This window comes from Promicromonospora sp. NPDC050262, from assembly GCF_040655935.1.
Classification (GTDB): domain Bacteria; phylum Actinomycetota; class Actinomycetes; order Actinomycetales; family Cellulomonadaceae; genus Promicromonospora.
Window position 1 is genome coordinate 44,011 of record NZ_JBFAKX010000017.1, and the last position, 24,749, is coordinate 68,759.

At 71.0% G+C, this 24,749-nt stretch carries 23 protein-coding genes; 4 read left to right on the plus strand and 19 right to left on the minus strand.

Annotated features, from left to right (window positions below; translation table 11 throughout):
* Nucleotides 1-33 precede the first annotated feature (33 nt).
* Nucleotides 34-483 (plus strand): roadblock/LC7 domain-containing protein, encoded by a 450-nt coding sequence (locus tag AB0I29_RS22060; protein ID WP_357485820.1) that lies wholly within the window; start codon nt 34-36, stop codon nt 481-483.
* A 71-nt stretch (nt 484-554) separates the two neighbouring features.
* Here the strand turns inward: AB0I29_RS22060 and AB0I29_RS22065 are convergent, their stop codons facing one another.
* From AB0I29_RS22065 to AB0I29_RS22090, 6 genes are all read right to left on the minus strand, one after another.
* Nucleotides 555-2,075 (minus strand): aldehyde dehydrogenase family protein, encoded by a 1,521-nt coding sequence (locus AB0I29_RS22065; RefSeq protein WP_357485823.1) that lies wholly within the window; start codon nt 2,073-2,075, stop codon nt 555-557.
* 25 nt (nt 2,076-2,100) lie between these two features.
* A complete protein-coding gene (locus AB0I29_RS22070) occupies nt 2,101-2,670 on the minus strand; it encodes a TetR/AcrR family transcriptional regulator (RefSeq protein WP_357485825.1) in 570 nt (189 codons plus the stop codon).
* Nucleotides 2,671-2,765: 95 nt separating this feature from the next.
* Nucleotides 2,766-3,380, minus strand: coding sequence for a helix-turn-helix domain-containing protein (locus AB0I29_RS22075; RefSeq protein ID WP_357485916.1), 615 nt, complete (start codon nt 3,378-3,380; stop codon nt 2,766-2,768).
* A 169-nt stretch (nt 3,381-3,549) separates the two neighbouring features.
* Nucleotides 3,550-4,416, minus strand: coding sequence for an alpha/beta hydrolase (locus AB0I29_RS22080; protein ID WP_357485828.1), 867 nt, complete (start codon nt 4,414-4,416; stop codon nt 3,550-3,552).
* 42 nt (nt 4,417-4,458) lie between these two features.
* On the minus strand, nt 4,459-5,454 hold the full coding sequence (locus tag AB0I29_RS22085) for an NADP-dependent oxidoreductase (RefSeq protein WP_357485830.1): 996 nt from the start codon (nt 5,452-5,454) through the stop codon (nt 4,459-4,461).
* A 72-nt stretch (nt 5,455-5,526) separates the two neighbouring features.
* Nucleotides 5,527-6,378 (minus strand): alpha/beta hydrolase, encoded by an 852-nt coding sequence (locus tag AB0I29_RS22090; RefSeq protein WP_357485832.1) that lies wholly within the window; start codon nt 6,376-6,378, stop codon nt 5,527-5,529.
* A 292-nt stretch (nt 6,379-6,670) separates the two neighbouring features.
* Between AB0I29_RS22090 and AB0I29_RS22095 the strand changes: the two genes are divergently transcribed.
* The gene (locus AB0I29_RS22095) at nt 6,671-7,750 is read left to right on the plus strand and encodes an alkene reductase (protein WP_357485835.1); all 1,080 of its coding nucleotides are present in this window, start codon (nt 6,671-6,673) and stop codon (nt 7,748-7,750) included.
* A 38-nt stretch (nt 7,751-7,788) separates the two neighbouring features.
* Nucleotides 7,789-8,502, plus strand: a complete 714-nt coding sequence (locus tag AB0I29_RS22100) for an SDR family oxidoreductase (RefSeq protein ID WP_357485837.1) — start codon at nt 7,789-7,791, stop codon at nt 8,500-8,502.
* Nucleotides 8,503-8,706: 204 nt separating this feature from the next.
* On the opposite strand, the gene AB0I29_RS22105 is transcribed toward AB0I29_RS22100, so the two are convergent.
* From AB0I29_RS22105 to AB0I29_RS22165, 13 genes are all read right to left on the minus strand, one after another.
* On the minus strand, nt 8,707-10,242 hold the full coding sequence (locus AB0I29_RS22105) for a family 43 glycosylhydrolase (protein WP_357485839.1): 1,536 nt from the start codon (nt 10,240-10,242) through the stop codon (nt 8,707-8,709).
* A complete protein-coding gene (locus AB0I29_RS22110; RefSeq protein ID WP_357485842.1) occupies nt 10,239-11,132 on the minus strand; it encodes a carbohydrate ABC transporter permease in 894 nt (297 codons plus the stop codon). The genes AB0I29_RS22105 and AB0I29_RS22110 overlap by 4 nt, the downstream gene beginning before the upstream one ends.
* Before the next feature lie 2 nt (nt 11,133-11,134).
* On the minus strand, nt 11,135-12,079 hold the full coding sequence (locus AB0I29_RS22115; RefSeq protein WP_357485844.1) for a sugar ABC transporter permease: 945 nt from the start codon (nt 12,077-12,079) through the stop codon (nt 11,135-11,137).
* On the minus strand, nt 12,076-13,359 hold the full coding sequence (locus AB0I29_RS22120) for a sugar ABC transporter substrate-binding protein (RefSeq protein ID WP_357485846.1): 1,284 nt from the start codon (nt 13,357-13,359) through the stop codon (nt 12,076-12,078). Before AB0I29_RS22120 ends, AB0I29_RS22115 begins: the two co-directional genes overlap by 4 nt.
* A 125-nt stretch (nt 13,360-13,484) precedes the next feature.
* On the minus strand, nt 13,485-14,537 hold the full coding sequence (locus AB0I29_RS22125) for a LacI family DNA-binding transcriptional regulator (RefSeq protein ID WP_285105990.1): 1,053 nt from the start codon (nt 14,535-14,537) through the stop codon (nt 13,485-13,487).
* A gap of 229 nt (nt 14,538-14,766) precedes the next feature.
* Nucleotides 14,767-15,945: a UDP-N-acetylglucosamine 2-epimerase (non-hydrolyzing) gene (gene wecB / locus AB0I29_RS22130; protein WP_357485849.1), complete on the minus strand. Its 1,179-nt coding sequence runs from the start codon at nt 15,943-15,945 to the stop codon at nt 14,767-14,769.
* Between the two features lie 100 nt (nt 15,946-16,045).
* Nucleotides 16,046-17,503, minus strand: coding sequence for a hypothetical protein (locus AB0I29_RS22135; RefSeq protein WP_357485852.1), 1,458 nt, complete (start codon nt 17,501-17,503; stop codon nt 16,046-16,048).
* Nucleotides 17,500-18,849 (minus strand): glycosyltransferase, encoded by a 1,350-nt coding sequence (locus AB0I29_RS22140; protein WP_357485854.1) that lies wholly within the window; start codon nt 18,847-18,849, stop codon nt 17,500-17,502. Before AB0I29_RS22140 ends, AB0I29_RS22135 begins: the two co-directional genes overlap by 4 nt.
* Nucleotides 18,846-19,454 carry an archaeosortase/exosortase family protein gene (locus AB0I29_RS22145; protein ID WP_357485856.1) on the minus strand — a complete coding sequence of 203 codons (609 nt, stop codon included), beginning with the start codon at nt 19,452-19,454 and terminating at the stop codon, nt 18,846-18,848. The genes AB0I29_RS22140 and AB0I29_RS22145 overlap by 4 nt, the downstream gene beginning before the upstream one ends.
* Entirely contained in the window at nt 19,451-19,636 is a 186-nt protein-coding gene (locus AB0I29_RS22150) for a hypothetical protein (protein ID WP_285105982.1), read from the minus strand. The genes AB0I29_RS22145 and AB0I29_RS22150 overlap by 4 nt, the downstream gene beginning before the upstream one ends.
* Nucleotides 19,637-19,819: 183 nt before the next feature.
* Nucleotides 19,820-20,320, minus strand: a complete 501-nt coding sequence (locus tag AB0I29_RS22155; RefSeq protein ID WP_357485858.1) for an Ig-like domain-containing protein — start codon at nt 20,318-20,320, stop codon at nt 19,820-19,822.
* Between the two features lie 109 nt (nt 20,321-20,429).
* Nucleotides 20,430-22,310 carry an acyltransferase family protein gene (locus tag AB0I29_RS22160; protein ID WP_357485860.1) on the minus strand — a complete coding sequence of 627 codons (1,881 nt, stop codon included), beginning with the start codon at nt 22,308-22,310 and terminating at the stop codon, nt 20,430-20,432.
* A gap of 207 nt (nt 22,311-22,517) precedes the next feature.
* Entirely contained in the window at nt 22,518-23,207 is a 690-nt protein-coding gene (locus AB0I29_RS22165) for a hypothetical protein (RefSeq protein ID WP_285105978.1), read from the minus strand.
* A gap of 466 nt (nt 23,208-23,673) precedes the next feature.
* Between AB0I29_RS22165 and AB0I29_RS22170 the strand changes: the two genes are divergently transcribed.
* Complete coding sequence (locus AB0I29_RS22170) at nt 23,674-24,732, plus strand: Ig-like domain-containing protein (RefSeq protein ID WP_357485863.1); 1,059 nt, start codon at nt 23,674-23,676, stop codon at nt 24,730-24,732.
* Nucleotides 24,733-24,749 lie beyond the last annotated feature (17 nt).

Below are 24,749 nucleotides of genomic sequence, written 5' to 3' on the forward strand. Positions count from 1 at the left end.
CACGCGGGCGACCCGGCACCAGAGGAGCAAAGAGTGACACTCAGTACCGAGGCCACGAATTTCGGATGGCTGCTGGACAACTTCGTGCGGACCGTCCCGGGTAGCCGGCACACGCTCGTCGTGTCGGCAGACGGCCTGCTCATGGCGATGTCCGACCAGCTGGACCGCACCAGCGGGGACCAGCTTGCGGCGATCGTCTCGGGCATGTCGAGCCTCACCCGTGGGGCCTCCCGCCAGCTCAACGGTGGCAATGTGCGGCAGACGATCATCGAGATGGACCAGGGCTTCCTGTTCCTGATGAGTGTCTCCAACGGGTCGGTGCTCGGTGTGGTGGCCGAGGCCACCTGCGACATCGGTCTGGTCGGATACGAGATGGCGCTGCTGGTCTCCCGGACCGAGGCCACGCTCACCCCCCAGCTGATCTCGGAGATGCGCGGCAGCCTTCCGGTCGACGGAGAGGCCCGAGGCGTCTCATCGCGCTGAGCGGTCGGTTTCTGACGGAGCACCCAGGGCCGGGATCCGCGGTGCGAGGGATCCCGGCCCTGGGTGTCGGGTCAGCGGTGCTGGTCCGGGTTGTCGTGCCGGGCGAACGTGCGCCGTGTGGTCAGGTCGGAGCCGGTGAGCACACCGCCCCTACCGAGCAAGCGGCCGTTCTCCCAGTTGGACAGGCCCAGCTCGGGGCGCTCGAGCGCGTACTGGCCGTCGACCCAGCGGGTGAACCCGTCGCCGACGAACGGGGCGTTGACCTGGTCACGGAACCGCGCGTGCGCACCCGGGTCAGCAGAGATGAGGGACGCCACGAACTGCGGGCTGTGGGCGTTGAACAGGGCGACCGCCTGGTCGACGTCGTCGACCACCACGAGGCTCAGCTCCGGGGTGTCCTCCCATTCCCACTCGGTGCCGAGCTCGTCGAGCGGTAGCAGGCTCGCGCGTGGCTCGTCCACGGGCCCCTCGGCTCGGCGCACCACGATCCGGCGCTCCAGATCGGCCGGCGGCACCCAGCCTTCGCTGCCGCCGGCGACGTGCACGCGCGCGACGCCGCCCCGGGCGGCGGCTGCGTCGTCCGCTGCCCGCAGCAGCAGCGGCACCAGCTCCTCCGCGCGCTCGCGCACGACGGCGACGACGTTGAGGGTGTTGCAGACCTTCCGGTCCAGGGAGTGCCGCACTGCCCGGGTGAAACGCGCGGAGTCCGCGGTGTCGTCGGCCACGAGCCATGCGCCGCCGGTGCCGTGGGCGCTCACCGGGGTCCCGCTCTGGCGAGCGACACTGCCGAGCTGCGTCACCGCGGGCCCCGAGCCGCGCACCACGGCGAGCGCGAGGCGCGAGTCGCTGAACAGGGCCCAGCCGGCGGCCCGTTCGCGTCGGGGGACCAGAGCGATCGCGCCTTCGGGCAGCCCGGCGGACCGCAGGGCCGGGCGCAACGCGTGCTGGTCGATCGCCTGGGCCGTGGCGAGCGCGTCGCCCCCGATGCGCAGCACCGCGGTGTTCCCGGTCGCCAGGACGCCGGCGGCGTCGGCGAAGACGTTCGGGCGACCCTCGAAGACGAAGCCGATCACCCCCAGCGGGGCCGAGACGATCTCGACGGACCAGTCGTCGTGCTCGACGCGCTCGATCAGGTCCGCGGAGTCGTCGCGTGCGCGCGCGGCCTGCTGCGTCGCCCAGCCGCGTAGGCCGGTGACCATGTCCTGGCGCATCCCGGCAGAGACGCGCAGCCGGGTGGTCGAACGCCCGAGCCGCTCCGCGCGCAGTACGTCCTCGGTGTTGGCGGCCTCGATGAGGTTCCAGACGGCGTCGTCGGCCAGGGCGTCGGCGAACGCCAGGTAGAAGTCGCGCACCGCGCCCGGTGCGGCCGAGCGCAGCTGGGCGAACGCGTCGACCGCGGCGTCGACCTGTGCCGCCACGGCGGTCCGCACCGTCGCCGGGACGTGCAGCAGCGCCCCGGTCGACTGCACGACGTGCAGATGGTCGCCTGGTCGGAAGGCCGCGGCGAGCTCGGCGGTCACGGTCGTGTACCGGTCCCCGCCGAACGGGATCATGGCGCCCTCGGCGAGGCCGGTCAGCGGAGCGATGGTCATGAGGTTCTCTCAGTCGTCGAAGCGTTCAGTGCACGTCTGCCGCGTCCAGGAGGCTGCCGGCGGTGGGGGAGACGAGACCCGTCAGGTCGTCGACCCCGATGCCCGCGCGGGCGCTCGCGCCGTCGAAGATCAGCATGAGCTGCCGGGACAGCAGGTCGGGGTCTCTTGCCCCGCCCCGCTCGGCCTCGGTCCGGAAGAACCCGGCGAGGTCGGCCTTGACGCCGCGAGCCACCCGGCTCGCCGGGTGGGTCGGGTCCTTGAGCTCGATCTGGATGGCCAGGTACCGACAGCCCAGGTAGTCGGGTGCGGTCGACTGGGACTCCAGCTGGCCGAAGACGTGCAGGATCCGCTCACGCGGTGAGCTCTCGTCTCTCGCCGGGGGCAGCAGCCATGCGGTGTAGGCGGGCGCGCCCCGCTCCAGGCTCACGGCCAGCAGCTCGTCCTTGCTGTCGAAGAGCTGGTACAGGGAGCGCTTCGAGACGCCCGCTGCCTGGCACAGTGCTTGGATGCCGACACCGATGCCTTCGCGGTAGGTCAGTGCCGCCGCCGCCTCCAGCAGGCGCTCCCGAGGGCTCGCTTTCGCCTCCGTGGTCATGCGCCGAGTTTAGCCGTGCAGGACACGTTGGAAACTGATCGGTTTACGCGTCGTCAGGCGGCGGCGTTCAAGATCTCGGCCACTGGTTTGGGTCGTCACCGCGGCAGGAGCACGCGCACCTGGTCCTGGATCTCCTGCACGATGTCGTCCACCGGGTTGGCGGCGTTGAAGGACGCGGCCATGCTGACGAACATGATGGCGGAGACGATGCGCGCCCGGGCCGCGGCGTCCTGCGCGGTGAGGCGCTCGTCGCGCTGCAGGACGGCGGCGATCGCCTCCTCGGTCTGCGCGCTCAGACCGAGGGCTTCGCGGTGGTGAGGTTCGGCGGGGTCGCCGAAGACCATCTCGCGCAGATAGGTCCGCCCGTTGTCGACCTGCTTACGGTTGCACTCCACGACCGGCCGCACGACGGCCATCACGGCATCCAGCGGATCCGTCACGTTCTCGGCCGCCTGCCTGCCCTGGGCGAGGGCTTCGGCGTACGTGGAGTTCTGCACGAGCAGCAGGAGCTCGCCCTTGGTCTTGGCATAGAGGAACAGGGTGCCCGCCCCGATATCCGCCTTGTCGGCGATCTCCTGCGTCGTGACATCGTCCATGCCGCGTTCGGCGAAGAGCTCGGTGGCGGCGGCCACGATGCGTTCGAGCTTCTGCTGCTTGTTCCGCTCGCGCCGGCTGAGGGACACGGACGGCGACCCGGGGGCGAGTGGCATGGCTGCCCTCCTTCGTTGCTGATCGGGCTGGCGCTCGGCGCTCATTCTTCCACGGCGATCCGGGGGTGCCCCGGTACTGCGCAGGTCCGGGTACAGCGCGTCGACCGGGCCGCTCGGGGCTGCCTTGACCTGCGCGGTCAGCCATCCGGGCCTCGATGTAGCCCTGACGTCAGCCGGCGAGGAACTCGGCGGCGACAGGGGCGAACCTCTGGTGGTACTGGAAGATGCCGCCGTGCCCGGAGTCCGGGTAGATGACGAGCGTGGAGTCCTTGATACGGCGGTGCAGGTCCTCGGAGAGCACGGAGGGCACCATGCGGTCGTTGTCGCCGTTGGCGATCAGAGTGGGCTGCGTGATCACCGACAGGTCGGCGGGGGCCGAGCGTCCGTACTTCTTGATCGCCTTGAGCTGCGTCCGGAACCCCTTCAGCGACATGTCGTCGTCACGGTCCGTGGTGCGCTCCTGGAGGCGCTTGACGAACGCCTTCGCGGCGGGCTTGCCGGTCGCGTTGCGGTTGAAGAACAGAAACTCCTTCGGGTCTGACCGGGTCAGCGTCGCGCGCAGGATGTCCCAGTAGGTGGTGGCCACGACCTTGTCGATGTCCTTGCCGCCCCGGGGCCCGGTTCCGGTCAGGACGAGCTTGCGGACCAGCTCGGGGTGCTTGACCACCAGGTCCTGCGCGATCATGCCGCCCAGGGAGAAGGCGAAGACGTCGATCGTGCCGAAGCCGAGGGCCTTGACGAAGGTGTAGGCGTCATCGGCCATCGCCTCGACGCTGTCGGGAACGCTGCCGGTGGAGGCGCCGACACCCCGGTTGTCGAACGTGATGACGTGTCGGTTCTGCGCGATGGCGTCGACGATCCGGGGGTCCCAGTTGTCGAGGGTCGCGGCGAGGTGCACGAAGAAGATGACGGGGATCCCGCCCTTCGGGCCGAGCTCGCGGTAGGCGTAGGTGACGCCGCCCGCGGTGATGGTGCGGGCCGGGGCAAGCGCATAAGAGGTGACGGTGTGCTGGTTCGAGGTGTCGTTGGCGCTCATGTTGTTTCTCCTGCTTCTGGAGTGCGGTGGATGAGGGCTCGTTCAGGCCCTGGTGACGACGGCCTTGCCGCGGATGCCGCCCCTCTCGAGGGACTGCACGGCCTGGACGGTCTGGTCGAAGTCGAAGACGCGTCCGACGACGGGGCGCAGCACGCCGCTGTCCACGAGGGCGGTGATCTCACGGAGCTGGTCGCCGCTGGCGCGCATGAAGAGGAACTCGTAGGTCACGCCGAGGCGCTTGGCCCGCCTGCGGATCTTGCCGCTGATCCCCGCGATCGCGAGGCGCAGTACAGGGTTCAGGCCCACCTCTCTCGCGAAGGCGGGGTCGGGCGGCCCGGCGATCCCGATCGCCTTGCCGCCGGGGCGCAGCACCCGCAGGGACTTCTCCAGGTTCTGGCCGCCGAGGCTGTCCAGCACGAGGTCGTACCCGTCCAGGAGCTGCTCGAAGTCCTGGGTGCGGTAGTCGATGACGCTGTCGGCACCCAGCTCGCGGACGAAGTCGGCGTTGCCGCCACTGACCGTCGTCGCGACGGTCGCGCCGAGGTGCTTGGCGAGCTGGATCGCGATCGTCCCCACGCCCCCCGCGCCGGCGTGGATCAGGACCCGCTGACCGGGCTGCACGTTGCCCTTCTCGACGAGTGCCTGCCATGCGGTCAGGGCCACGAGCGGCAGCGAGGCCGCCTCCTCGATGTCGACCGAGACCGGCTTGAGCGCCAGGTCGGCCTCGGCCACGGCGATCCGCTCGGCGAACGTTCCGATGCGGTCCTTGTCGGGCCGGGCGTACACCTGGTCGCCCAGGGCGAACTCCTGGACCCTGGGGCCGACGCCGATGACGGTCCCGGCGACGTCGTTGCCCAGGATCTGCGGCAGCTTGTACGGGAGGATCTGCTTGAACTCGCCCGCGCGGATCTTCTCGTCGAGCATGTTGAGACCGGCTGCCTGGACCTGGACGAGCACGTCGTGCTCTCCGACCACGGGCTCCGGGACGTCCACCTCCTGGAGCGGTCCCTTGTACTTGCTGACGACGAACGCGCGCATGGTGCTCTTCCTTCTGGTTCTGGTGGCTTGGCCTGATGGGTTGGTCTGCGGCGAGGACGGGGCGGGCGGGGACTATCGGTGGAGAAAGTCCCGCGCCCCGGCGACGAACTCTCGGTGGTACTGGAAGACGACGCCGTGCCCGGAGTCCGGGTAGACCGTGACGGCCGCGCCGGGCAGACGCCGGGCCAGCGCCGTGGCGTTGGCGGGCGGAACCATCCGGTCGCTGTCCCCGTGGACGATGAAGACGGGTCCGGTGAACGCCGTCAGGTCCGCGGGCTCCTGGCTGCCCCACTGGCGTACCGCGGCCAGCTGCGCCTGATACACGCCGGGAGCGACCGGCTTGTCGCGTCCTGTCGTGCGTTCCTTGAGCCGCGCGAGGTAGGTGCGGGCGGCGTGCTTCCCCTCCGTGGTGGGGGTGAAGAACAGCAGCGCCCTCGGATCGTTGACGGTGAGCCCGGCGCGGAGCACGGTCCGGACCATGACAGCTGTCATGGTGGTCAGCCCGGGCCCGCCGGCAGGGCCCGCACCGGCGAGGATGAGCCGGTCTATCAGCCGCGGCGCCCCCGCGGCGACGGCCTGGGCGACCATCCCGCCCATCGACAGGCCGAACACGTCCACGCGGTCGTGGCCGAGCGCCTCGATCACGGCGACGACGTCGCCGGCCATCTCCTCGATCGAGGCGCGCACACGTCCGGTGGAGTCGCCGACGCCGCGGTAGTCGACGGCGATCACCCGGCGGTCGCGTGCCAGGCCGTCGACGACGCGCGGGTCCCAGCCGTCGAGGTTCGCTCCGAGGTGCGTCAGCAGGACCAGCGGGACACCGGTCTGCGGGCCGAGCTCGCGGTATGCGAACACGGCGTCGCTCGCCGCGATCGTCCGCGTCGGAGCGTCGGCGTAGCCCTGGGTCGTCCCTTGCTGCGACATGTCGTTCTCCTGGTCCTCGTCCAGCTCGGCTTATGCGAGCATGCTCAATAATGAGCATGCTCAGAAAAGTCTGTCAAGGGGGCAGGGGTCAAGCATCGGGGGAGTGGGGGCGCTCGGGCGCGATCCTCGCCGTCGCGAAGCCGACGCCCAGCGGCCCTCCGCGCGGTGCGCACCCTCGTCGGAATAGATGCTGACTATGCTCAGTTATGAGCGCAGTCACTACTGCGCGAAGGTTCCAACCGTGGCAGCAGTGGCGGCCACCCAAGACCGATCGACGTAAGGATTCGCACCCATGACCTCGTCACCTTCCCTCTGGCAGCCGTTTGCTCTCGGCCGTGTGGAGCTCGCGCACCGGCTCGCGCTGGCGCCGATGACCCGCAACCGGGCCAACCCGGACGGCACGCCCGGTGAGCTGGCCGCCGAGTACTACGGGCAGCGGGCCGGGCTCGGCCTGGTCATCACCGAGGGCGTCCAGCCCTCTGCGGACGGGCAGGGCTACTTCAACACCCCCGGCATCTACGCCCCCGAGCACGTCGAGGGATGGCGGAAGGTCGCCGACGCCGTGCACGCCGGTGGCGGGTCGCTGTTCATCCAGCTGATGCACGTCGGCCGCATGTCGCACCCGGACAACACTCCGCACCGCCGCCAGCCCGTCGCGCCGTCCGCCGTCTCCGCCGAGCAGGACATGTTCACCGCGGCCGGACCGCAGAGGACACCGGTGCCGCGCGAGCTGACCGCCGAGGACATCCAGACCGTGCTCGGCGAGTTCCGGCACGCGGCGGCGTCCGCGATCGCCGCGGGCGCGGACGGGGTCGAGATCCACGGCGCGAACGGGTACCTGCTGCACCAGTTCCTCTCCCCGAACGCGAACCACCGCACCGACCAGTACGGCGGATCCGTGGAGAACAGGTCCCGGTTCGTGGTCGAGGTCGCCCGAGCGGTGGCCGACGAGATCGGCGCCGACAGGACCGGCATCCGCATCTCGCCCGCATTCCCCCTGGGAGGGATCGACGAGGGCGGCGTCGAGAGCGTCCGGGCGCAGTACCGGCACCTGGTCGGCGAGCTTGCCCCGCTGGAGCTGGCGTACCTGCACGTGCACCACCTCGGCGACGACGACCTGCTTCGCTCGTTGCGCGACGTGTGGCCCACGGCCGTGCTGGTCGTGCGATACGGGCGGACCCGTGAGCAGATCGCCGACGACATCGACGCCGGGCTCGCCGACATCGCGCCCCTGGGCCGGTTCGCCCTGGCCAACCCCGACGTCGTCGAGCGACTGCGCACCGACGCGCCGCTGAACGAGCTCGACCCGACCACCCTGTACGGCGGCGGCGCGGCCGGATACACGGACTACCCAGCCCTGACGCACGTCTGACCCCGCTCGACCTCAGATCCCTCGGAAAGAAGAAGCCCATGCCCTCACTCAACGGAGCCGTCGTCCTGGTCACAGGAGCCAACGGCGGAATCGGCACCCAGTTCGTACGGCAGGCCCTCGACCTCGGCGCGGCCAAGGTCTACGCGACCGCCCGAAACCCTCGCACCTGGGACGACGAGCGCATCGTGCCGCTCGCCCTGGATGTCACCGACGCAGAATCCATCCAGGCGGCGGTCGAAGCGGCCTCCGACGTGACCGTCCTGATCAACAACGCCGGTACGTCGGTGTCCAGCGCGGGCATCCTCACCCACACGGACGAGGAGATCCGCCGCAGCGTCGAGACCAACTTCGTCGGCCCGCTGCTCCTGGCGCGTGCGTTCGCGCCGACCCTCTCGGCCAAGCCGGGCTCGGTGATCATCGACGTCCACTCCGCCCTGAGCTGGTACGCCGTCGCCGGCATCTACAGCGCGACCAAGGCCGCACTCTGGTCCGTGACCAACTCCCTGCGCCTCGAGCTCGCGCCCGCAGGGGTGCACGTCGTCGGAGTGCACGTCGGCTGGGTCGACACCCCGATGGCCGCCCACACCACCGACCCCAAGACCGACCCGGCCGACCTGGTGCGTATCGTGTTCGACGCCACCGAGGCGGGGGAGTACGAGGTCCTCGCCGACGCCACGTCCGTCCAGGCGAAGGCCGGGCTCAGCGCTCCGCTCGAGGCCGTCTACCCCGAGCTGGCGACTGCACGGGCCTAGCGGCCCTGGCGGCGGCACCGTCGTCACGGCTACCCGTGGCAACGGTGCCGCTTCGCCTGCCTGGGCTCCCTGCCGGTCCATGCCTCGTTCACTGCGCGGCCGGAGTCCAACGTCCCGAGAGCCTGCCTCCGAGCTCGTCGCACCCGAAGATCCCCCTCGGCCCGGCCGAGGGCCCGGACCAACCCGCCCGGGAGGCTCGTGAGCTCACTCGGTCGAGTCCCTCGTGAACTGCGTGTACCGCACCTCGGAGACGTCGACAGTCCCGTCAAGCGCTCGGAGCCCGACGACGCGTCCCGTGAAGCCGCCGGCCACCTCCGTGGAGAGGTACCGGCCGTCGAAGCGGGTGAGCTCGTGCTCGGTCCCGTCGACGACCACGGACAGCCGCACGTCGTCCGGCCCGTCGGTCGTCGGGCCGAGTGCCTCGGCCCGAAGTGTCAGGGACGAACCTGTCGGCGTGACGGTGGCCCCGAGGTGCGACTCGAGGGGACCGATGCGGACGACGGCGCGGACCAGGCCGGCGTCGGCGCGGACCTCGCACCAGTGCGCGTCGTCCAGGCGCAGCAGCAGTGCGCCCGACCCGTGACCCAGGTCGAGGTCGGCCTCGAACCGCCAGGCGTGGTCAAGGGTGCGTGCGGTCAGGGCGCCGACGGCGCCGCGGGGACCGTCCCCGGGGCGAAGCCGGAGCCCTCCGCCGGGCTGAGCCTCGGCGATCTCGGGCAGCCCGGTGCCGGGGGAGGCCCAGCGGGGATGCGGCTCGCCGCCGTCGAACGTGTCGGTGTACGACGTGTCGGGTACCGGCCGGAGGTAGCGGTCCTCGTCGACGACGGGCCAGTCGTCGACCCAGTCGATCCCGGCGAGGAACGTCTCGCGGCCGTTGACGTGGAACATCGGCGTGACGCCACGCGGGCGTACGCCCAGGTAGACGACCGCCCAGCTGCCGTCCGCGCTGTCGACGAGGTCGGCGTGGCCGGTGTTCTGCACCGGGTGGTTGGTGCTGCGGTGGCTGAGCACGGGGTTGGCCGGTGCGCCGACGTACGGTCCGTCGGGCCGGTCGGCGCGCGCGATCGAGACGCTGTGGCCGCGTTCGGTCCCGCCCTCGGCGACGAGCAGGTACCAGTACGCGCCGCGCCGGTACAGGTGCGGCGCCTCGGGGTGGGCGAGGCCCGTGCCGCTCCACAGCCGTCGGGGGGTCTCGAGGACGGCCCCGGACTCGAGGTCGACGCGTGCCTGGGCGATCCCGACGCCGTCCGGGCCGGTGGCGCAGTAGGTCACGTAGCACGTGCCGTCGTCGTCCCACGCGAGGTCGGGGTCGATGCCGTGCAGGCCGCCCAGGAACGTGGGAGCGGTCCACGGTCCGGCCGGGTCCTCGGCGGAGACGACGAGCTGGCCCGGGCGGTCGGACACGTCGGTGGTGATCAGCCAGAACCTGCCGTCGTGATGGCGCAGGGTCGGGGCGAACACGCCCCGGCTGGACGGGGCGTGCCCGGCCGGGAACTGGTCGGGCCGGTCGAGGATGTTCCCGACGAGGGTCCAGGTGAGCAGGTCGCGGCTGTGCCAGAGGGGGACGCCCGGCGCGTACTCGAACGACGAGTTCGCCAGGTAGTAGTCGTCCCCGACCCGGCACACGGAGGGATCGGGGTGGAAGCCCGGGATGATCGGCACGACGCTCGTGAGCGCGTCGGGCGCCTCGTGCGGTGTCCGCGTGCGGGCAGGGGTGGGCTGGGTGCTGGTCGTGGTCACTTGATTCCTGTCGCTGCGATGCCCTGGATGAAGTAGCGCTGGAGCGCGACGAACAGCAGGAGCACGGGGGTGATGATGAGCACGGAGCCGGCCAGGAGGACGCCGTAGTTCGTCGAGTTCTGGCCGACGGAGTAGAGCGAGAGCGCGACCGGCAGGGTGTACATGTCCTCGGACTGGGCTACCACCAGCGGCCACAGGAAGTTGTTCCACGACCCGAGGAAGGTCAGGATCGCCAGCGTCGCGAGCGCCGGGCCGCACAGCGGCATGACGACGCGCAGGAAGATGCGCAGCTCGCCCGCGCCGTCGATCCGGGCGGCCTCGATGAGCGAGTCCGGGATGTCCTGGATGAACTGACGCATGAGGAAGACGCCGAGCGGACCGGCGAGGAACGGCAGGATGAGTGCCGGGTAGGTGCTCACCATGCCGAGCTTGCTCACCACGACGAAGAGCGGGACGAACGTGACGACGCCCGGGACCATCAGCGTGACGAGCACGAGCGTGAACACGAGGCGCTTGCCGGGGAAGTCCAGCTTGGCCAGCGCGTATCCCACCATCGAGCAGAACACGAGCGTGCCGAGGACGGTGAACACGGCGACGACGACGCTGTTCATGAAGAACGTGCCGATGTCGAGCCGGCCGAACCATGCCGCGAAGTTGTCCCAGGTGAACGTCTGGGGCCACCAGGTCGGCGGTCGCTGCCGGAGCTCGGCCTCGGTCTTCACCGAGCCGAGGAACATCCACGCGAAGGGTATGAGTGTCGCCACCAGTGCGAACGTCAGGGCGGTGTAGGCGAGGACGGTGCCCGACGGGCTCCGACGCCGTGCCGACGTGACCTTCCGGGTTCTGGTCGAGCGCTCGGAGACGGCCGGGGCCGTGGTTGCGGAGCCCATGGTCACTCCTTTGTCCGGAAGGCACGGAACTGCACGATGCTGAGCAGCGCGATCGCCACGAAGAGCACATAGCTGGCTGCCGACGCCGTCCCGTAGTTCCCGAAGCCGAACTGGTTGAAGGTGAAGTAGCTGATCGACAGGGTGGAGTCGAGCGGGCCGCCCTTGGTCATGACGAAGGGCTCCTCGAAGAACTGCAGGTAGCCGACCGAGAGCAGCACGGCGCCGAGCAGGAGCGTGGGGCGCAGCATCGGCAGCGTCACGCGGACGAAGCGCTGCCACGCGCCGGCGCCGTCGACCTCGGCGGCCTCGACGACCTCCTGCGGGATGCCCTGCAGGCCGGCCAGGAAGATGATCATGAGCGTGCCCATGTTGCGCCACACCGCCATGAGGATCATCGACGGCATGGACCAGGCGGTGGAGCCCAGCCAGTCGGGCCCGGTGATGCCGATCGCCGCCAGCAGCGTGTTGAGGAGGCCGTCGGGCTGCAGGATGAACCGCCACACCACGGCGACCGCGACGATGCTGGTGACGACCGGGGCGTAGAACCCGACGCGGAACACGGTCCGGAAGCGGGTGATCGCGCCGTTCAGGGCGACCGCGAGGGCGAGCGCGACGGCCATGGTCAGCGGGATCCCGACGCCGACGAAGTACAGCGTGTTGACCATCGAGCGCACGAACTGCTCGTTCTGGAACAGGGCCGTGTACTGGTCCAGACCGACGAACGCCACCGCGAACGGCGTGGGGATGTCCGTGCTGCGGAAGTCGGTGAACGACATCCCGAGCGAGCTGATCAGCGGAAAGACCATGAAGATCGCGAAGCTCGCGATGAACGGCAACGAGAAGAGGTAGGCGACGACCGCCGTGCGGCGCCGTCTCGCGGCGGCCGGGCCGTGGCCCGCGCTGCGCTCCCGCGCAGCGGGGGCCACGGCCCGGGTGAGGACAGTCATCGCCCGGTGCCCAGCGAGTCGGCGGTGGACTGGAGCTCGGCCAGCGCGTCCTCGACGCTCTTGCCGCCCCGGAACACCTGCTCGATCTGGGTGTCCGCGGCGGCCGAGACCTGGGTCCACGAGACGAGCGTGGGGGCGATCTTGACGCTCTGGAGCTGCTCGCCGAAGACGGCGACGCGGGGGTCGGCGGTCAGTGCCTCGTCGTCCCAGGCCGCCTGCTGGGCGGGGAGGTCGTTGACGGTCTCGAACCACTGCGCCTGGACGTCCGGCTGGCTCAGCCACTGGATGAGCTTCCAGGCGGCGTCCGGGTTCTCGGCGTCCTTGAACACCCCGAGGTTCGAGCCGGCGGCGAACGACGTCGAGGTGCCGTCCGGGCCGGCCGGGATCGTCGCCACACCGAACTTGTCCTCGAACCCCTCACCGCCGGCCAGCTCGAGACCCGGGATGTCCCAGGGGCCGCTGAGGAACATCGGGACGTCGCCGCTGACGAGATCGGCCGAGGCGGAACCGGACTCGGTGTCGGGGCTCTTGTCCGCGAGCCCTTCCTCGAAGAACGAGTTGAGGTACGAGAGCGACTCGACCATCTGCGGGCTGTCGAGCGTCCACTCGGTCTGGTCCTCGTTGATGACCTCGGCGCCGTTCGACCAGGCGAACGGAAGGTTGCTGAGGAACGCGTTCCACCCGCCGGACGGCAGCGAGATGCCGAACTCGGCACCGGTCTCGTCCTGGTACGCCTTGGCCAGGTCCTTCAGGCCGGCCCAGTCGGTGGGGAAGTCGTCGAAACCTGTCTCCTTGAGCAGGTCGGTCCGGTAGAAGATGACCCGGGTCTCCACGTACCACGGCACGGCGTAGGAAGCGCCGTCGAACTCGGTGGACTCGAGCGCGAAGGGGAAGACGTCGGAGGTGTCGATGCTCTCGGGCACGGGCGTCAGGGCCGACCGGAACCCGGGCATCCAGTCGCTGCCGAGCATCCCGATGTCGGGCGTCGTGCCGCCGGCGATCGCCGTCTGGTACTTGTTCTGCGCCGAGTCCCACGGCACGGCCGTGACCTCGACCTGGACGTCGGGGTTGGCCTCCTCGAACGGCTTGACGAAGTCTTGCAGCGCCTCTCCCTCGGTGCCCTGGGCCCAGACGGTGACGGTGCCGGTCGCGGGACCGTCGCTCAGCTCGGCAGCGGCGCCGCCGGTCTGTCCCGGGCTCTCGGCTCGTCCGCAGCCTGAGACGAGGAGGGTGGAAGCGGTCGCTACGGCGAACGCGGCCAGAAGTCTGTGTCGGATCATCGTTGTTCCTTCATCGGTGCGTGCGGGGTGACGTTCGCTCGCGGCATTGCGGGCGGGCCGTCCTGCAGAATCTAAGCGCTTAGATTTCTCGGCGCAAGAGGCAGATGTGACACCCGTGGGTGACGTCAGTGCGTGCCGCAGCTGCTTCCGACGAAGACTTCGCAGGTCAGCACGGGCGCCGGGGCGACGGCGTCCTGCCCGTCGAGCGTCCGCGACAGGATCTCGACGGCGGCACGCCCGATCTGCTCCATCGGCTGGCGGACGGTGGTCAGCACCGGAGCGGCGATCCGCCCGGCGAGGATGCCGTCGAAGCCGGTCACGGCGACGTCGTCGGGCACGCGAAGCCCGGCTGCCCGCAGCGCCACGATCGCGGCGAGGGCGGACTGGTCGGTGTCGCAGACGATGGCCTCCGGCCGCTCGGGCCGCGCGAGGATCTCCGCGACGGCGCGGAGCGTGGACGCGTCGTCGCCCGCGTGGGCGGGGACGATCTCCGGTGCGGTGATGCCATGGGTGCCCAGAGCGCGCTCGAAGCCGCGCCGCCGGGCCTTGAACTCCTCGGTCCCGAGCTCGCCCACGTAGGCGAAGCGCCGGTGGTGGTGCTGTTCGACGAGGTGGAGGGTGAGATCGTGCATGCCGCTCTCGTTGTCGACGAGGACAGTGCGTGCGTCGTCGCGCTCGAGGCCCCCGAGCTCGACGACCGGGATGCGCGCCGTCACCTGGCGGCGCGCGTTGTCCGTCAGCGCTCCGGCGAACGCGATGAGCCCGTCGACGCGTCCGGCCACCTCGATCACGTGGGGCAGGTGGTCGGAGGCCCGGTTGCCACCGAGCATGAGCGCGTAGCCGCGGCGTCGGCACTCGATCTGCACGCCCCGCTGCACCTCGTCGGCGTAGAGCGGGAAGAGGCGCCCGTCAGGTACCGGTGTCTCCGTGTCGGTGGCCGGCTTGTCCTCGTCGGGGTCGAGCAGGTAGTCGTAGGAATAGATGCCGATCGCGCCGGTCCGGCCGCGGGCCAGGCCTCGTGCGCTCCCGCTGGGCACATAGCCGAGCTGGTCCGCGGCCTCCATCACGCTCCGGAGCGTCTGCGCCTTGACCTTGTCCGGCCGGGTGAAGGCGAACGAGACGGTGGCGATGGAGACTCCTGCGAGCTCCGCCACGTCATAGACCGTCACCTTGCGCACGATGCCCCCTTCTGATTCCGACCGCCCACATTACCTGTCGGTCCTCCTGCGAGACTCGTCCTGTGCCTGGGGGAAGAGTTTCACCTGCGCGTCGGCCGCTTCCGGCGTGCGGCCGTGAACCACCATGCCGGAGGCCGAGATCCTCCCGGATCCGGCCTCCGGCGTGGCTGGTGCCTCGATCCACCCCACAGGGGCCGGTGGTCCCTGGGAGGTTTGCGGACCAGGCGTCCTAGCGGGCGAGGGCGGCCGACGCCCAGCGATTGTCGTTGTCCAGCCGGCGGTCGTGGATCATGGACTCGATCACGTCGACCACCCGTTCGGCGGCGTGGCCGTCGCCGAACGGGTTCGGAGCGGAGGCCATGCGCTGATGCAGTGCCTCGTCGGTCAGCAGCTTGCACACCGTGTCGGCGATGCGGGCCGCGTCGGTGCCGACCAGCACGCCGCCGCCCGACTCCACGAGCTCGGGGCGCTCGGTCGTCTCGCGGGTGATCACGACGGGCACGTCGAAGGCGGGGGCCTCCTCCTGGATGCCGCCGGAGTCGGTGACGGCGACGGTGGCCCGTGCCAGGACCTGGCAGAACTCCGTATAGGGCAGCGGCTCGGTGAGCAGGATGTTCGCTGTGTGCATGACCGTCGGAACGATCGCCTCGCGCACCGTGGGGTTGGCATGCAGGGGGACCACGACCAGCACGTCCGGGAACGCCTCTGCGACCTGGACGACGGCCTGCGCGATCTGGGCGATCCCGTTGTCCCAGGACTCGCGGCGGTGTGCCGTGACCAGGACCAGCCGCCGCCCTTGGTCGAGCGCGGCGGCGAGCTCGGGGTCGCTGATCCGGCCTGGACGGGACACCGTGTGCATCAGTGCGTCGATGACGGTGTTGCCGGTCACGATGACGTCCTGCTCCGCCACGTGCTCGAGGGACAGGTTGCGGGCGGCCAGCGACGTCGGCGCGCAGTGCCGGGCGGCGATCGCGCTGATGAACTTCCGGTTCCCCTCCTCGGGGAACGGCGAGTAGACGTCGCCGGTGCGCAGCCCTGCCTCGACGTGCACGACCGGGATCTGCCGGTGATAGGCGGTCAGGGCGCCGGCGAAGGCGGTGGTGGTGTCGCCCTGCACGACGACGGCGTCGACCGGGTGCGCGTCGAGGTATTCGCTGAAGCCGCGGATCGCGCCGACCAGGACGTCGTCGAGCGAGTACCCGCGCCTCAACAGGCCCAGATCGTGGTCGGGGACGATCTCGAAGAGGCGGTTGACCTGATCGAGCATGCCCCGGTGCTGGCCGGACGTGACCACGAGAGGCGTGTGCTGGTCACGGCGTCTGAGCTCGTTGACGACCGGGGCGAGCTTCACGGCCTCGGGCCGAGTCCCGTAGAGCACTGCGATCTGGCGGCGAGCGGTGCGGTGCATGGTGCTTCTTTCTGCTCGTGCGTACGGCCCGCAGAGGTCGAGCCAACGTGACCGACGCAGCCGCGCGGGACCGGTGACGGCCACGTCCGTGATCTGTCCTTCATGCGTGCGACCGCTCGACCTCGGGCCGGGCAGCGGCGTCCAGAGCACGCGAGGTGAGGCCCGCGGTGACGAGCAGGCACAGACCGAGCAGCCCGGCGAGGTTTCCGACGACGACGTGACGGGCGACCTCGGTGGCCTCGCTGAACGCGGTGCCGACCACCTGGCTCGCCGCGATGCCCACCAGGACGAGCGCCGTCGAGGCGAGGCGGCGCGCATGGCGGCCATGGACCGGTGAACGCGCGATGACGAGCGCCAGCCAGGCGAGCAGGACGCCGAGGACGGCCGCCCCAGGAATTCCGAGCGGGGCGAGCTGGGCCTGGCGGCCCGAGAAGAGCGTCACCCGTTGCTCCTGCTCGCCGGGCAGTCCGCTGGTGGCGTCGAACGAGCCGAGGCTGCCTGGCCGGCCGTCGTTCATGGCGCGCACCGTGCCGTCGAGCCGGTCGTACAGCACGGCCGGATGGGACAGGACGTAACCCCAGACGCGGACCGGGTTCGGGTCGACGTCGGGCCAGCGTTCCCAGCCTCGGATCGAGGAAGGAGACCAGACGGGGATGCCGAGAAATCGCGCGGCGTCGGACGGCAGCCCCATGGCCTCCAGCTCGGGACCCGGCCGCGCGGCGTCCGCCAGGATCCCCGTGCTCACGTAGTCCCAGGTGTCATTCTTGCGCTGCTCGGCGGAGACGCCCAGGAAGGTGCCGGCCGCGAGCGCGGTCAGCGCGACCATGAGCACCACCGCTGCGGCACGGCCGCCCCGTTCGCGCGAACGGTGGGCGCGCACGGCCAGCGCCACGCCGAGCGGCACGACGGCGAGCGCGGGCACCGGCCCGGAGGACACGAGGACCGCGCTGCCCAGGCCGAGTGCGAACCGGCCGGCCCAGCGGATGCGGCGGGAGGCGTCGAGCAGGAGCCAGCCCATGCCGCACAGGACCAGTCCGACGATCCCGGCCGCCTGCGGGTACAGGCTTGCCGCGTATCCCGCGAACGAGGCGTCCATCAGGAGGATCCAGGTGAGCGCCGTCGCGACGGCGCGGCCGTAGCGGCGCCGGCGAGCGGCCTGGCCCACCAGGGCGGCGGCGAGAGCGGCCAGCGCGCAGTAGGCGACGGACGACACACGCAGGTCGAGCGTGCCCAGACCGAGCGTCGTGGACACGGCCCGGGCGATCGTGAGACCCGCGAGCTGTGGCCACGGGGGCGGCGTCCCGGCCGCGTCGCACGACGAGCTGTCGTCGGCCACCCAACGCAACATCGCGAAGGTGAAATACTGTGTGCCGCCTTCGGGGGCGATGCCGAGACGACAGGCGAGACCTGCGCTACCGCCGCTGTCCGCGAGCCCGATGGCACGCGGGACGAACATGCGCACCAGGCCGAGGGCGAACAGCAGCAGGGCCCATGCCAGGCCGGGGAGCCACCCGCGCGCGGCGGCGGGCCGGCGGGCGGGGGAGTGCAGCGCGCTCATGGCACGGGCACCGTGGCCGCGAGCACCGGTACCTGCTGGCTCGCGGGTGCGGGCGCCTCCCGCGTCCGGGCTGTCTTCGCCCAGGCGGTCTCGCCGCGCAGCACCCGGGCCAGCGCCTTCCAGGCGCACGCGAAGGAGAGGTAGTTGGTGAGCACCATGTAGTTGCCCATCGCGAGTCCGCGCAGCAGACCCACCTTGTGGTCGCGGCGCCAGTACAGCCACCCGTTGAACACCGCCGGGGCGAACGCGAGCAGGTACCAGGCGAGGATCACCAGCACCATGGCGACGGGCGTCGAGGCGAAGTCGAGCAGGGCCGACCCGTTGAGGACGAGGTCCGCCACGCAGACGTGGAACAGGATCGACCAGGGCAGCGTCAGGACCCAGGGCGAGAGGCAGTAGAAGGAGAGCTCCAGTGCCGCCACGTGCGACAGGTGGGGTGAGCGCCAGATCTCCGGGAGGCGTTTGATCGCCATCATGTGGCCCTGGTACCAGCGGGTGCGCTGGCGCAGCAGGAGCGACACCTTTTCGACGGCCTGCTGCTCGACGGACGCGAACGGAGTGGTGGTCAGTTCCCAGCCGCGCAGGGCGAGAGTGATCGCCAGGTCGAGGTCCTCGGTCAGGGAGTCGGTCCAGGGGTGCTCACCGGCAGAGTCGAGCGCGGAGAGCCGGCTGAACTGGGCGTTGCCGCCGAGGCTGACGGTGCCGGTCGCGGAGCGGCCGATCTGGGTGACGCTGGAGGCGCCCCAGAACTCGAAGTCCTGGAAGCGGGTGAGGAACGAGGTGCGGTTGCGGATGCGCACCTGGAGCTGGACACCGCCGACGCCGGGCCGGTCGAACAGCGGCAGCACGTGGTGCAGGGCGCCCGCGGAGAGCCGCCCGTCGGCGTCCATCACGCACACCACCACCCGGCCGGGGTCTTGTCCGAGGGTGTCGACCATCTCCCGGATCCGGGCGAGCCCCGCGTTGAGGGCTGCGCCCTTGCCCTGCCGGGCATCGGGCAGGTCGCGCCGGACCACTTCCACGCGGGCACCCCCCGCGGCGAGGGCGATGGCGGCCGTGTCGTCGTCGGACCCGTCGTCGATGACGATGGTGGTGGTGCCCGGGTTGATCGTCAGCCCGGCCACGGTCCGGCCGACCACCTCGGCCTCGTTGAGGCACGGCACCAGGAAGTACACCGCGAGATCAGGTGCCGCGGCGGCCGGTCCTGTGCCGTAGCTCGTGCCGCCCAGGTGGTCGAGGCGGGTTCCGCTGCGGCGGATCTCCTTGATCCCCGACCACATGAGCAGCGCGAAGTACGCCATCGACGAGGTGATGATCAGCGTGGCGATGAGACTGACGATGCTCACGGATGCTCGGCCCTCGTTCGCCGGGTCCTGGACAGCAGCGCGATGCGTGCGAAGAGCAGCGCGCACAGGCACAGGGTGGCGATCATGAGGATCGAGCCACCGACCGTGTGCGACCAGCCGAAGCCGGACTCGCCCCAGTGGACCGTTGCCTCGGTGATCAGCACCATCCGCGCCGTGTTGACCACCACGAGGAGCACGACCGTGACGCTGCCGGCGACCAGCAGCCGGCCGGCGCCCGCGCGGCGCCACACGGCGAGCAGCAGCGCGGTGACCAGGAGAACACCGCCCACGAACCAGGCCGCGGAGCACTCCTCGGTGATCGTGAAGCCGCCCCACACGGGGATCGCACCCCGTGCGGCCTGGTAGTAGAAGACGTCCTCGGCCGGGAACACCTTCGCTGCCCGGCCCAGCAGGTTCTCCAGGGACCAGGCCGTCAGCAGGGCCTCGCCATGCCGGAACAGGTCCATGACGAGGATGGTCGCGACACCGGCTGCCGCGACCGGCAGCGCGGCCAGGACTCGCAGCGCCGTGCGGCGGCGCGCGGGCGGCGGCGCGGCGGCAGGGGAGCCGCCGTCGGCCACCGCCGGGATGGGCGGGGCGGTCACCGCTCGCCCGTCACTTCGAGCCGACGGCGCGACCGGCTCGCCCGGATGAGGATGAATCCGCCGACGACGCACGTGATCGCGGCGACGGCGAGCCACAGGCCGTCGAAGCCGGTCTGGGCCAGCGTGCCGGCTCCGACGACGCCGGTCGCGACGCCGCTGCCGACGCCAGGGGTGTTGTACATGTCGCATTCCTCTCGGTACGTGGGCCGCACAGATCGCGGCCCTCCTCGTGGACAGACGCAGCCGGTTGGCTCCGACTACGGCCCGGTTCTGTGTGCTCGGTCACCCGGCGCCCGCGCGGCGCGCAGCCCTCGAAGGTCGGGAGGCAGCGCGCCGTGCCGGACAGGTCCGGACGTCGCCGGCGGTCAGGCCCGCTCTCGGTCGCGCAGTCGGTGCGCGCCCAGCAGAGCGCCGCCGCCGAGGATGCCGACGGCCGCGATGCCCGGCGCGATCATCGGAACCGGAGGGTTGTCTGCCGCGGTCACGGTGATCGTCACCGTCGCGGTGTCCGAGTACTCCCCGGTGACGTCCTCGGTCCGGCCGTACTCGAAGGTGTCGGTGCCGACGAAGCCGGGCGGCGGCGTGTAGTAGACGTATCCGTAGCCGGCGTCCGTGACCGTTCCGCCCTGCTCGGTGGGGCTCTGCAGGTAGTCGAACCACCCGTGCGAGCCCTCCGGCAACGACCAGGCGTCGTTGGCCAGGGTGTCGATCTCGACGGTGGTGTCAACGGTCGTCGTGGCCTGGTCGTCCTCGAGGTCGTACCCGGGGCCGGGGGCCGCGTGGGCGGGCCAGGCTCCGGCGGCGGCGAGGGCCGCGCCGAGACCGACCCCGGCGGCCAGCCTGCTCAGCGTTCGCATGCGTTGCATGGTTCTCTCCTTCGATCGTTCCGTGGGATGTCGCCCGCGTGACCTCATGACGCGGGAGCGTGCACAGGTGCAGACGACGAGTGCGGCATCAGGTGACGGCCGCCCCCGGTCACTCCGGGCGTGGCTCGGCGCCCGTGACCTCCTGGACGGAGGTCGCCAGCCACGGCGCGATCCACCGCATGCCCGCGCGCGTGAAGTGCACGGTGTCGATATAGGTCGGTGCCTCGTCCGGCGTCTCCTGACGGCACTCCCGGTCCGTGCACACGAACTCGTCGAGCTCGAGCATGCTCACGGTGGCGGGGTGCTCCGCGGCGAGCTCTCGGAGCAGGTCCGTGTGACAGGCGGCGTTCTCCGGGGTCGCGATGGGCGTGAACCTGCGGGAGCTGGCCAGCAGCACCTGGCGCTGCGTGCCGTCCGCCGTCAGGATCTCCAGGGCGGAGGCGAGCTGGTCCCGGTACCGGTCGGCGTAGGCGGGCGAGCACGGCTCCGTCCACCGCCCGCCCACGCGCTGCTCGGCACCGTCCCAGGCGAGGTTGACCAGCACGACGTCGGGCGCCGACTCGCGGACGGCGTCGCGCCACCGGTCCTCCCAGGGCAGGCAGCCCGGCGCCGGGCCCTGCTCGATCGCGGTGGTGCGGCTCGTCTCCGGGCTGAAGATGCCGCAGCCGTTGAAGGCGGCGTCGGTGACGGAGAAGTCATCGGCGGCGAACGTGGTGAGCGACGTGGCGAAGTCGTGGCCGAGCGAGTCGCCCAGCACGAGCACCCGTACGCCGCCGGTACCCGACTCCTGACGGACCATCGTGGGCGACACCACCAGGGCTGCGCACACCGCGGCGGTCAGCACGGCGAACGACGTGCCCCCGGCGCGGTTCCACCGGCGCAGGCGTACGGGCTCGCCCACGATGTGGTGCAGGAACAGGGCGATCACGACGGACCAGGGGATGCCCATGAGGGCGATCGTGGCGGGACCCGGCACCTCCGCGGTGCGCTGCAGGACCCAGAAGACCGGCACGTGCACCAGGTAGAGCGAGTAGGAGGCTTTCCCCAGCTCCACCAGCGGCACCGACGCGAACGCCCTGGCCACCAGGGTGTCCTCCCGGGTGAGGGACAGGATCAGGGCGGCGCCGAGGACGGCGACCACCGTCAGGCCGCCCCACCGGTACAGCCACGGCGCCTCGTAGGTGTCGGTCCCCACCGAGACCACGACGATCGCGCCCAGCAGCACCACTGTGACCAGGCCCGCGAGCGGTCTCGGCAGACGCCGTCGCGCGACCGGTCCGCGCGCCTGGCGCCGCAGGCTCGCGGCGGTCACGAACGCGGCGCAGGAACCCACCATGAGCCCGACGCCGTGCGTGTGCGTGCCCAGGTACATCAGGTCGGCGTTGCCGCCGTCGTACTGCAGCACGGTCACCGTGGTCATGGCGATCGCCAGCCCCGCGGCGATCACCGCGATCACCGCGCGCCGGCCCCGGGTGACGACGGCGCACACCAGCGCCAGCAGCGGCGGCCACACCAGGTAGAACTGCTCGGTCAGCGAGAGTGACCACATGTGCGCCAGGGGGCCGGGCACGCCCATCGCGTCCCAGTAGGCCTCGCCGCGGGCGATCTGCTCCCAGTTCGCGACCTGGAGCAGGGAGGCGAGGCCCTGCTGCAGCACGCGGTCCGCCTCTTCCGGCCGGCCGAGCAGCGTCGTCGCCACGGCGGTTGCTCCTAGCGTGACCAGCAGCGGCACCAGCAACCGCTTGGCCCGGCGCCAGTAGAACGACCCGAGGCGGATCCGCGCGCTCCGGGACTCCTCGCGCAGCAGCGTCAGGGTGATGAGGTAGCCCGAGAGGACCATGAACAGGTCCACCCCGAACAGGCCGTTCTCGTACAGGCCCGTGTGGTACATCAGCACCGACAGCACGGCTACGCCGCGCAGCCCGTCCACGGCCCGGAAGTACACCGACGGCAGCGGGGGCGGTGGCACCGGGAGGGTGGCGGACCGCACGTGGCGAGGGGGCGCGGCGGGGGGAGCGGTGGTCGTCACGCGAAGTACTGACGCCGTCGGGCTGCGCTGATGACGCTGCCCCCTTGGTCTCGAAGAGGATCGGGCGCGGAGCGCAGCACGACGCCCCGCCGCTCGTGGAGGAGAGCGACGGGGCGTCGGTCTACGGGTCGAGGGGGACTTCTCTCCCGTAGGTCTGTGTGGGCCTGCTCAGGCCTTGGTGGTCATGGTCCGAGCGGCGTCCAGCTTGGTGCTGCGCACACGGCGGACGCCGGCCGCGGCACCGGTGGCCAGGAGGCCGGCCGCGGCGAACGCCGGGGCGACCATCGGTACGGCCGGCTGGACGTCGTGGGTGACGTACAGGTCCCTTATCGTGCTCTGGCGGTTCCCGCCGCTGGTCCCGGTCAGCGAGAGCTGGGTGATCGGCTCGGACGTGCGAAAGGACGAGACGGTGTTGCCGTTGGTGCTGCCGTCCGCCGAGGTGCCCTGAGCCCCGCGGTAGCAGAGCTGGCGCGTGTTGGGGTTCCAGGTGTTGTCGGGGTCGAGCCGGACCAGCACGACGCCGGGGGAGAGCTGCGCGCATTCGCGGGAGGCCCCGTCAAAGCCGTTGAGGTTGTGCACGTCGAACGTCGCCGTGACGGGCTTGCCGAACGTGAGCGTCCGGGTCACGTCGTCCCGGACGTTCCCCCCGGTGCCGGCCAGACCGCCCCGGCCCGTCCAGGTAAGGCCGTTCGCCGTGGTGCCGGAGTTCGACCCCCAGGACACCGGCTCGGTCACGGGCGCCGCCGAGGCGGTCATCGCGCCGGTGCCGAGCAGGAGCGCCGCTCCCAGCCCGACGGCGGCCATGCGTGCCCGCAGGAGCCCACGGCCGCTCTTGATCTCATGAGAGGTGTTGCTCATGTGTCTTCCCTTCTGTGTGCGTCCGCGACGGTGAGGTACGGCGGTGTCGCGGCTTGCAACCGGATGGACGGGGCGCGGGCGGGGCGGTGACGGCTGACGTGGCCTGAGCCGCCTCGGCCGTCACCGCTTCGGCGGTCCATTGGACCGTCGAAGGACATACCCCCGAGGGCAGGTTTCGGCGGGACGGACACGTTCACCTACACGCGATCTGCCACCCAGCCAGTGTCGTGCACCCCAATTCCTGAACGATTGTCAGCGCGCGAGCACGCGCCCGTGCCGCGTGGACGACCCCGCGCACCGCTGCTTCGACGCACGTCATCTCACGCGACCGGTCTCGTCTGTTCTCCCGAGCGCGGACCTCATCCGCGCGGCAAGGGCGCCCCGCAGGGCGCATGAGCAAGGGAGATATCTCGTGACTCGACGTATGACATCGCGAGCGGTGGCCCAGGGCCGTCGCCTCGCAGCAGTGGGAGTGCTGACCGGGGTCCTCGCCGGCGGGCTGGGCGTCGCGTTCGCCGGCTCTGCCGCAGCTGCGGCACCGACGATCGACTGCTCGACGGACCCGGCGATCTTCAACACGGGCTACAACGTGCAGACGGGCGGCATCCTGCCGAACGGTAGCCGAGACCAGCACTGGCAGGTCGCTGGCCCGCACTACCCGATGGAGACCAACGCCTCCCGGACCGTGACGGAGGTGCCCGCGGCTCTGCCCCCGGCGAACGCGACGTGGACCGCCGCCTACGCCAAGCACGAGCCGTACTGGCCGGGTGGCACGCAGTACTCCGACGCGCAGTACGTGTCCAAGGAGGCTCCCGGCCAGACGCAGCCGAACGTCGCCGCGAGCTGGTACTACCGGTACGACTTCAACCTCGCCCCGGGCGTGTCGCTGGAGGAGCTGAGCCTGGACTTCTACGCCGACAACGCGGTGATGGAGGTGTGGGTGAACAACACGGCGCAGAGCTCGAAGACGACCGGTCTGCCCGCGCTGACGTCGCCGTACCCGTACTGGAACGCCGGTTTCCACGAGGGCGGCCAGGCCTCGGTGACGCTGGGTGACGACTGGCGGAGCGGCGCGAACAGCATCATCGTGCAGGTCACGAGCGCACCGGGCGCCGAGGGATTCCTCGCGCGCTTCACCGGTGAGTTCGCGTGCGAGCCGGCGACGCTGGTCGACGACTCGGCGTCCACCGAGGTCGACACCCCGGCGACGATCGACATCGACGGGAACGACACGATCCCGGAGGGGTCGACAGGCTGGGCGGTCGACGAGACGTCGACCGAGGGCGGCACCGTCGTCGACAACGGTGACGGCACCGTCACCTACACCCCGCCGGCCGGGTTCACCGGTACCGACACCTTCACGTACCGGGTGACCGGCCCGGACGGCGTCGAGGTCGAGGCGACGGTGACGGTGACGGTGACCGAGGGCGAGGAGCCGCCGGTGCCGGCGCTGAGCCTCACGGGCGCGGCGCTCGCACTGGTTGGCGCGGGCGCCCTCCGCCTCCGTCGGCGCATGACGGCCTGACGGACGACTGGTCCTAC

Excerpts from the sequence above, each read along its gene's own strand:
- AB0I29_RS22065 (WP_357485823.1), bottom strand. The coding sequence starts at position 2,075 with ATGACCATCGCTCCGCTGACCGGCCTCGCCGAGGGCGCCATGATCCCG.
- AB0I29_RS22070 (WP_357485825.1), bottom strand. The coding sequence starts at position 2,670 with ATGACCACGGAGGCGAAAGCGAGCCCTCGGGAGCGCCTGCTGGAGGCG.
- AB0I29_RS22075 (WP_357485916.1), bottom strand. The coding sequence starts at position 3,380 with ATGCCACTCGCCCCCGGGTCGCCGTCCGTGTCCCTCAGCCGGCGCGAG.
- AB0I29_RS22080 (WP_357485828.1), bottom strand. The coding sequence starts at position 4,416 with ATGAGCGCCAACGACACCTCGAACCAGCACACCGTCACCTCTTATGCG.
- AB0I29_RS22085 (WP_357485830.1), bottom strand. The coding sequence starts at position 5,454 with ATGCGCGCGTTCGTCGTCAGCAAGTACAAGGGACCGCTCCAGGAGGTG.
- AB0I29_RS22090 (WP_357485832.1), bottom strand. The coding sequence starts at position 6,378 with ATGTCGCAGCAAGGGACGACCCAGGGCTACGCCGACGCTCCGACGCGG.
- AB0I29_RS22095 (WP_357485835.1), top strand. The coding sequence starts at position 6,671 with ATGACCTCGTCACCTTCCCTCTGGCAGCCGTTTGCTCTCGGCCGTGTG.
- AB0I29_RS22100 (WP_357485837.1), top strand. The coding sequence starts at position 7,789 with ATGCCCTCACTCAACGGAGCCGTCGTCCTGGTCACAGGAGCCAACGGC.
- AB0I29_RS22110 (WP_357485842.1), bottom strand. The coding sequence starts at position 11,132 with ATGGGCTCCGCAACCACGGCCCCGGCCGTCTCCGAGCGCTCGACCAGA.
- AB0I29_RS22115 (WP_357485844.1), bottom strand. The coding sequence starts at position 12,079 with ATGACTGTCCTCACCCGGGCCGTGGCCCCCGCTGCGCGGGAGCGCAGC.
- AB0I29_RS22120 (WP_357485846.1), bottom strand. The coding sequence starts at position 13,359 with ATGATCCGACACAGACTTCTGGCCGCGTTCGCCGTAGCGACCGCTTCC.
- wecB (WP_357485849.1), bottom strand. The coding sequence starts at position 15,945 with ATGCACCGCACCGCTCGCCGCCAGATCGCAGTGCTCTACGGGACTCGG.
- AB0I29_RS22135 (WP_357485852.1), bottom strand. The coding sequence starts at position 17,503 with ATGAGCGCGCTGCACTCCCCCGCCCGCCGGCCCGCCGCCGCGCGCGGG.
- AB0I29_RS22150 (WP_285105982.1), bottom strand. The coding sequence starts at position 19,636 with ATGTACAACACCCCTGGCGTCGGCAGCGGCGTCGCGACCGGCGTCGTC.
- AB0I29_RS22155 (WP_357485858.1), bottom strand. The coding sequence starts at position 20,320 with ATGCAACGCATGCGAACGCTGAGCAGGCTGGCCGCCGGGGTCGGTCTC.
- AB0I29_RS22165 (WP_285105978.1), bottom strand. The coding sequence starts at position 23,207 with ATGAGCAACACCTCTCATGAGATCAAGAGCGGCCGTGGGCTCCTGCGG.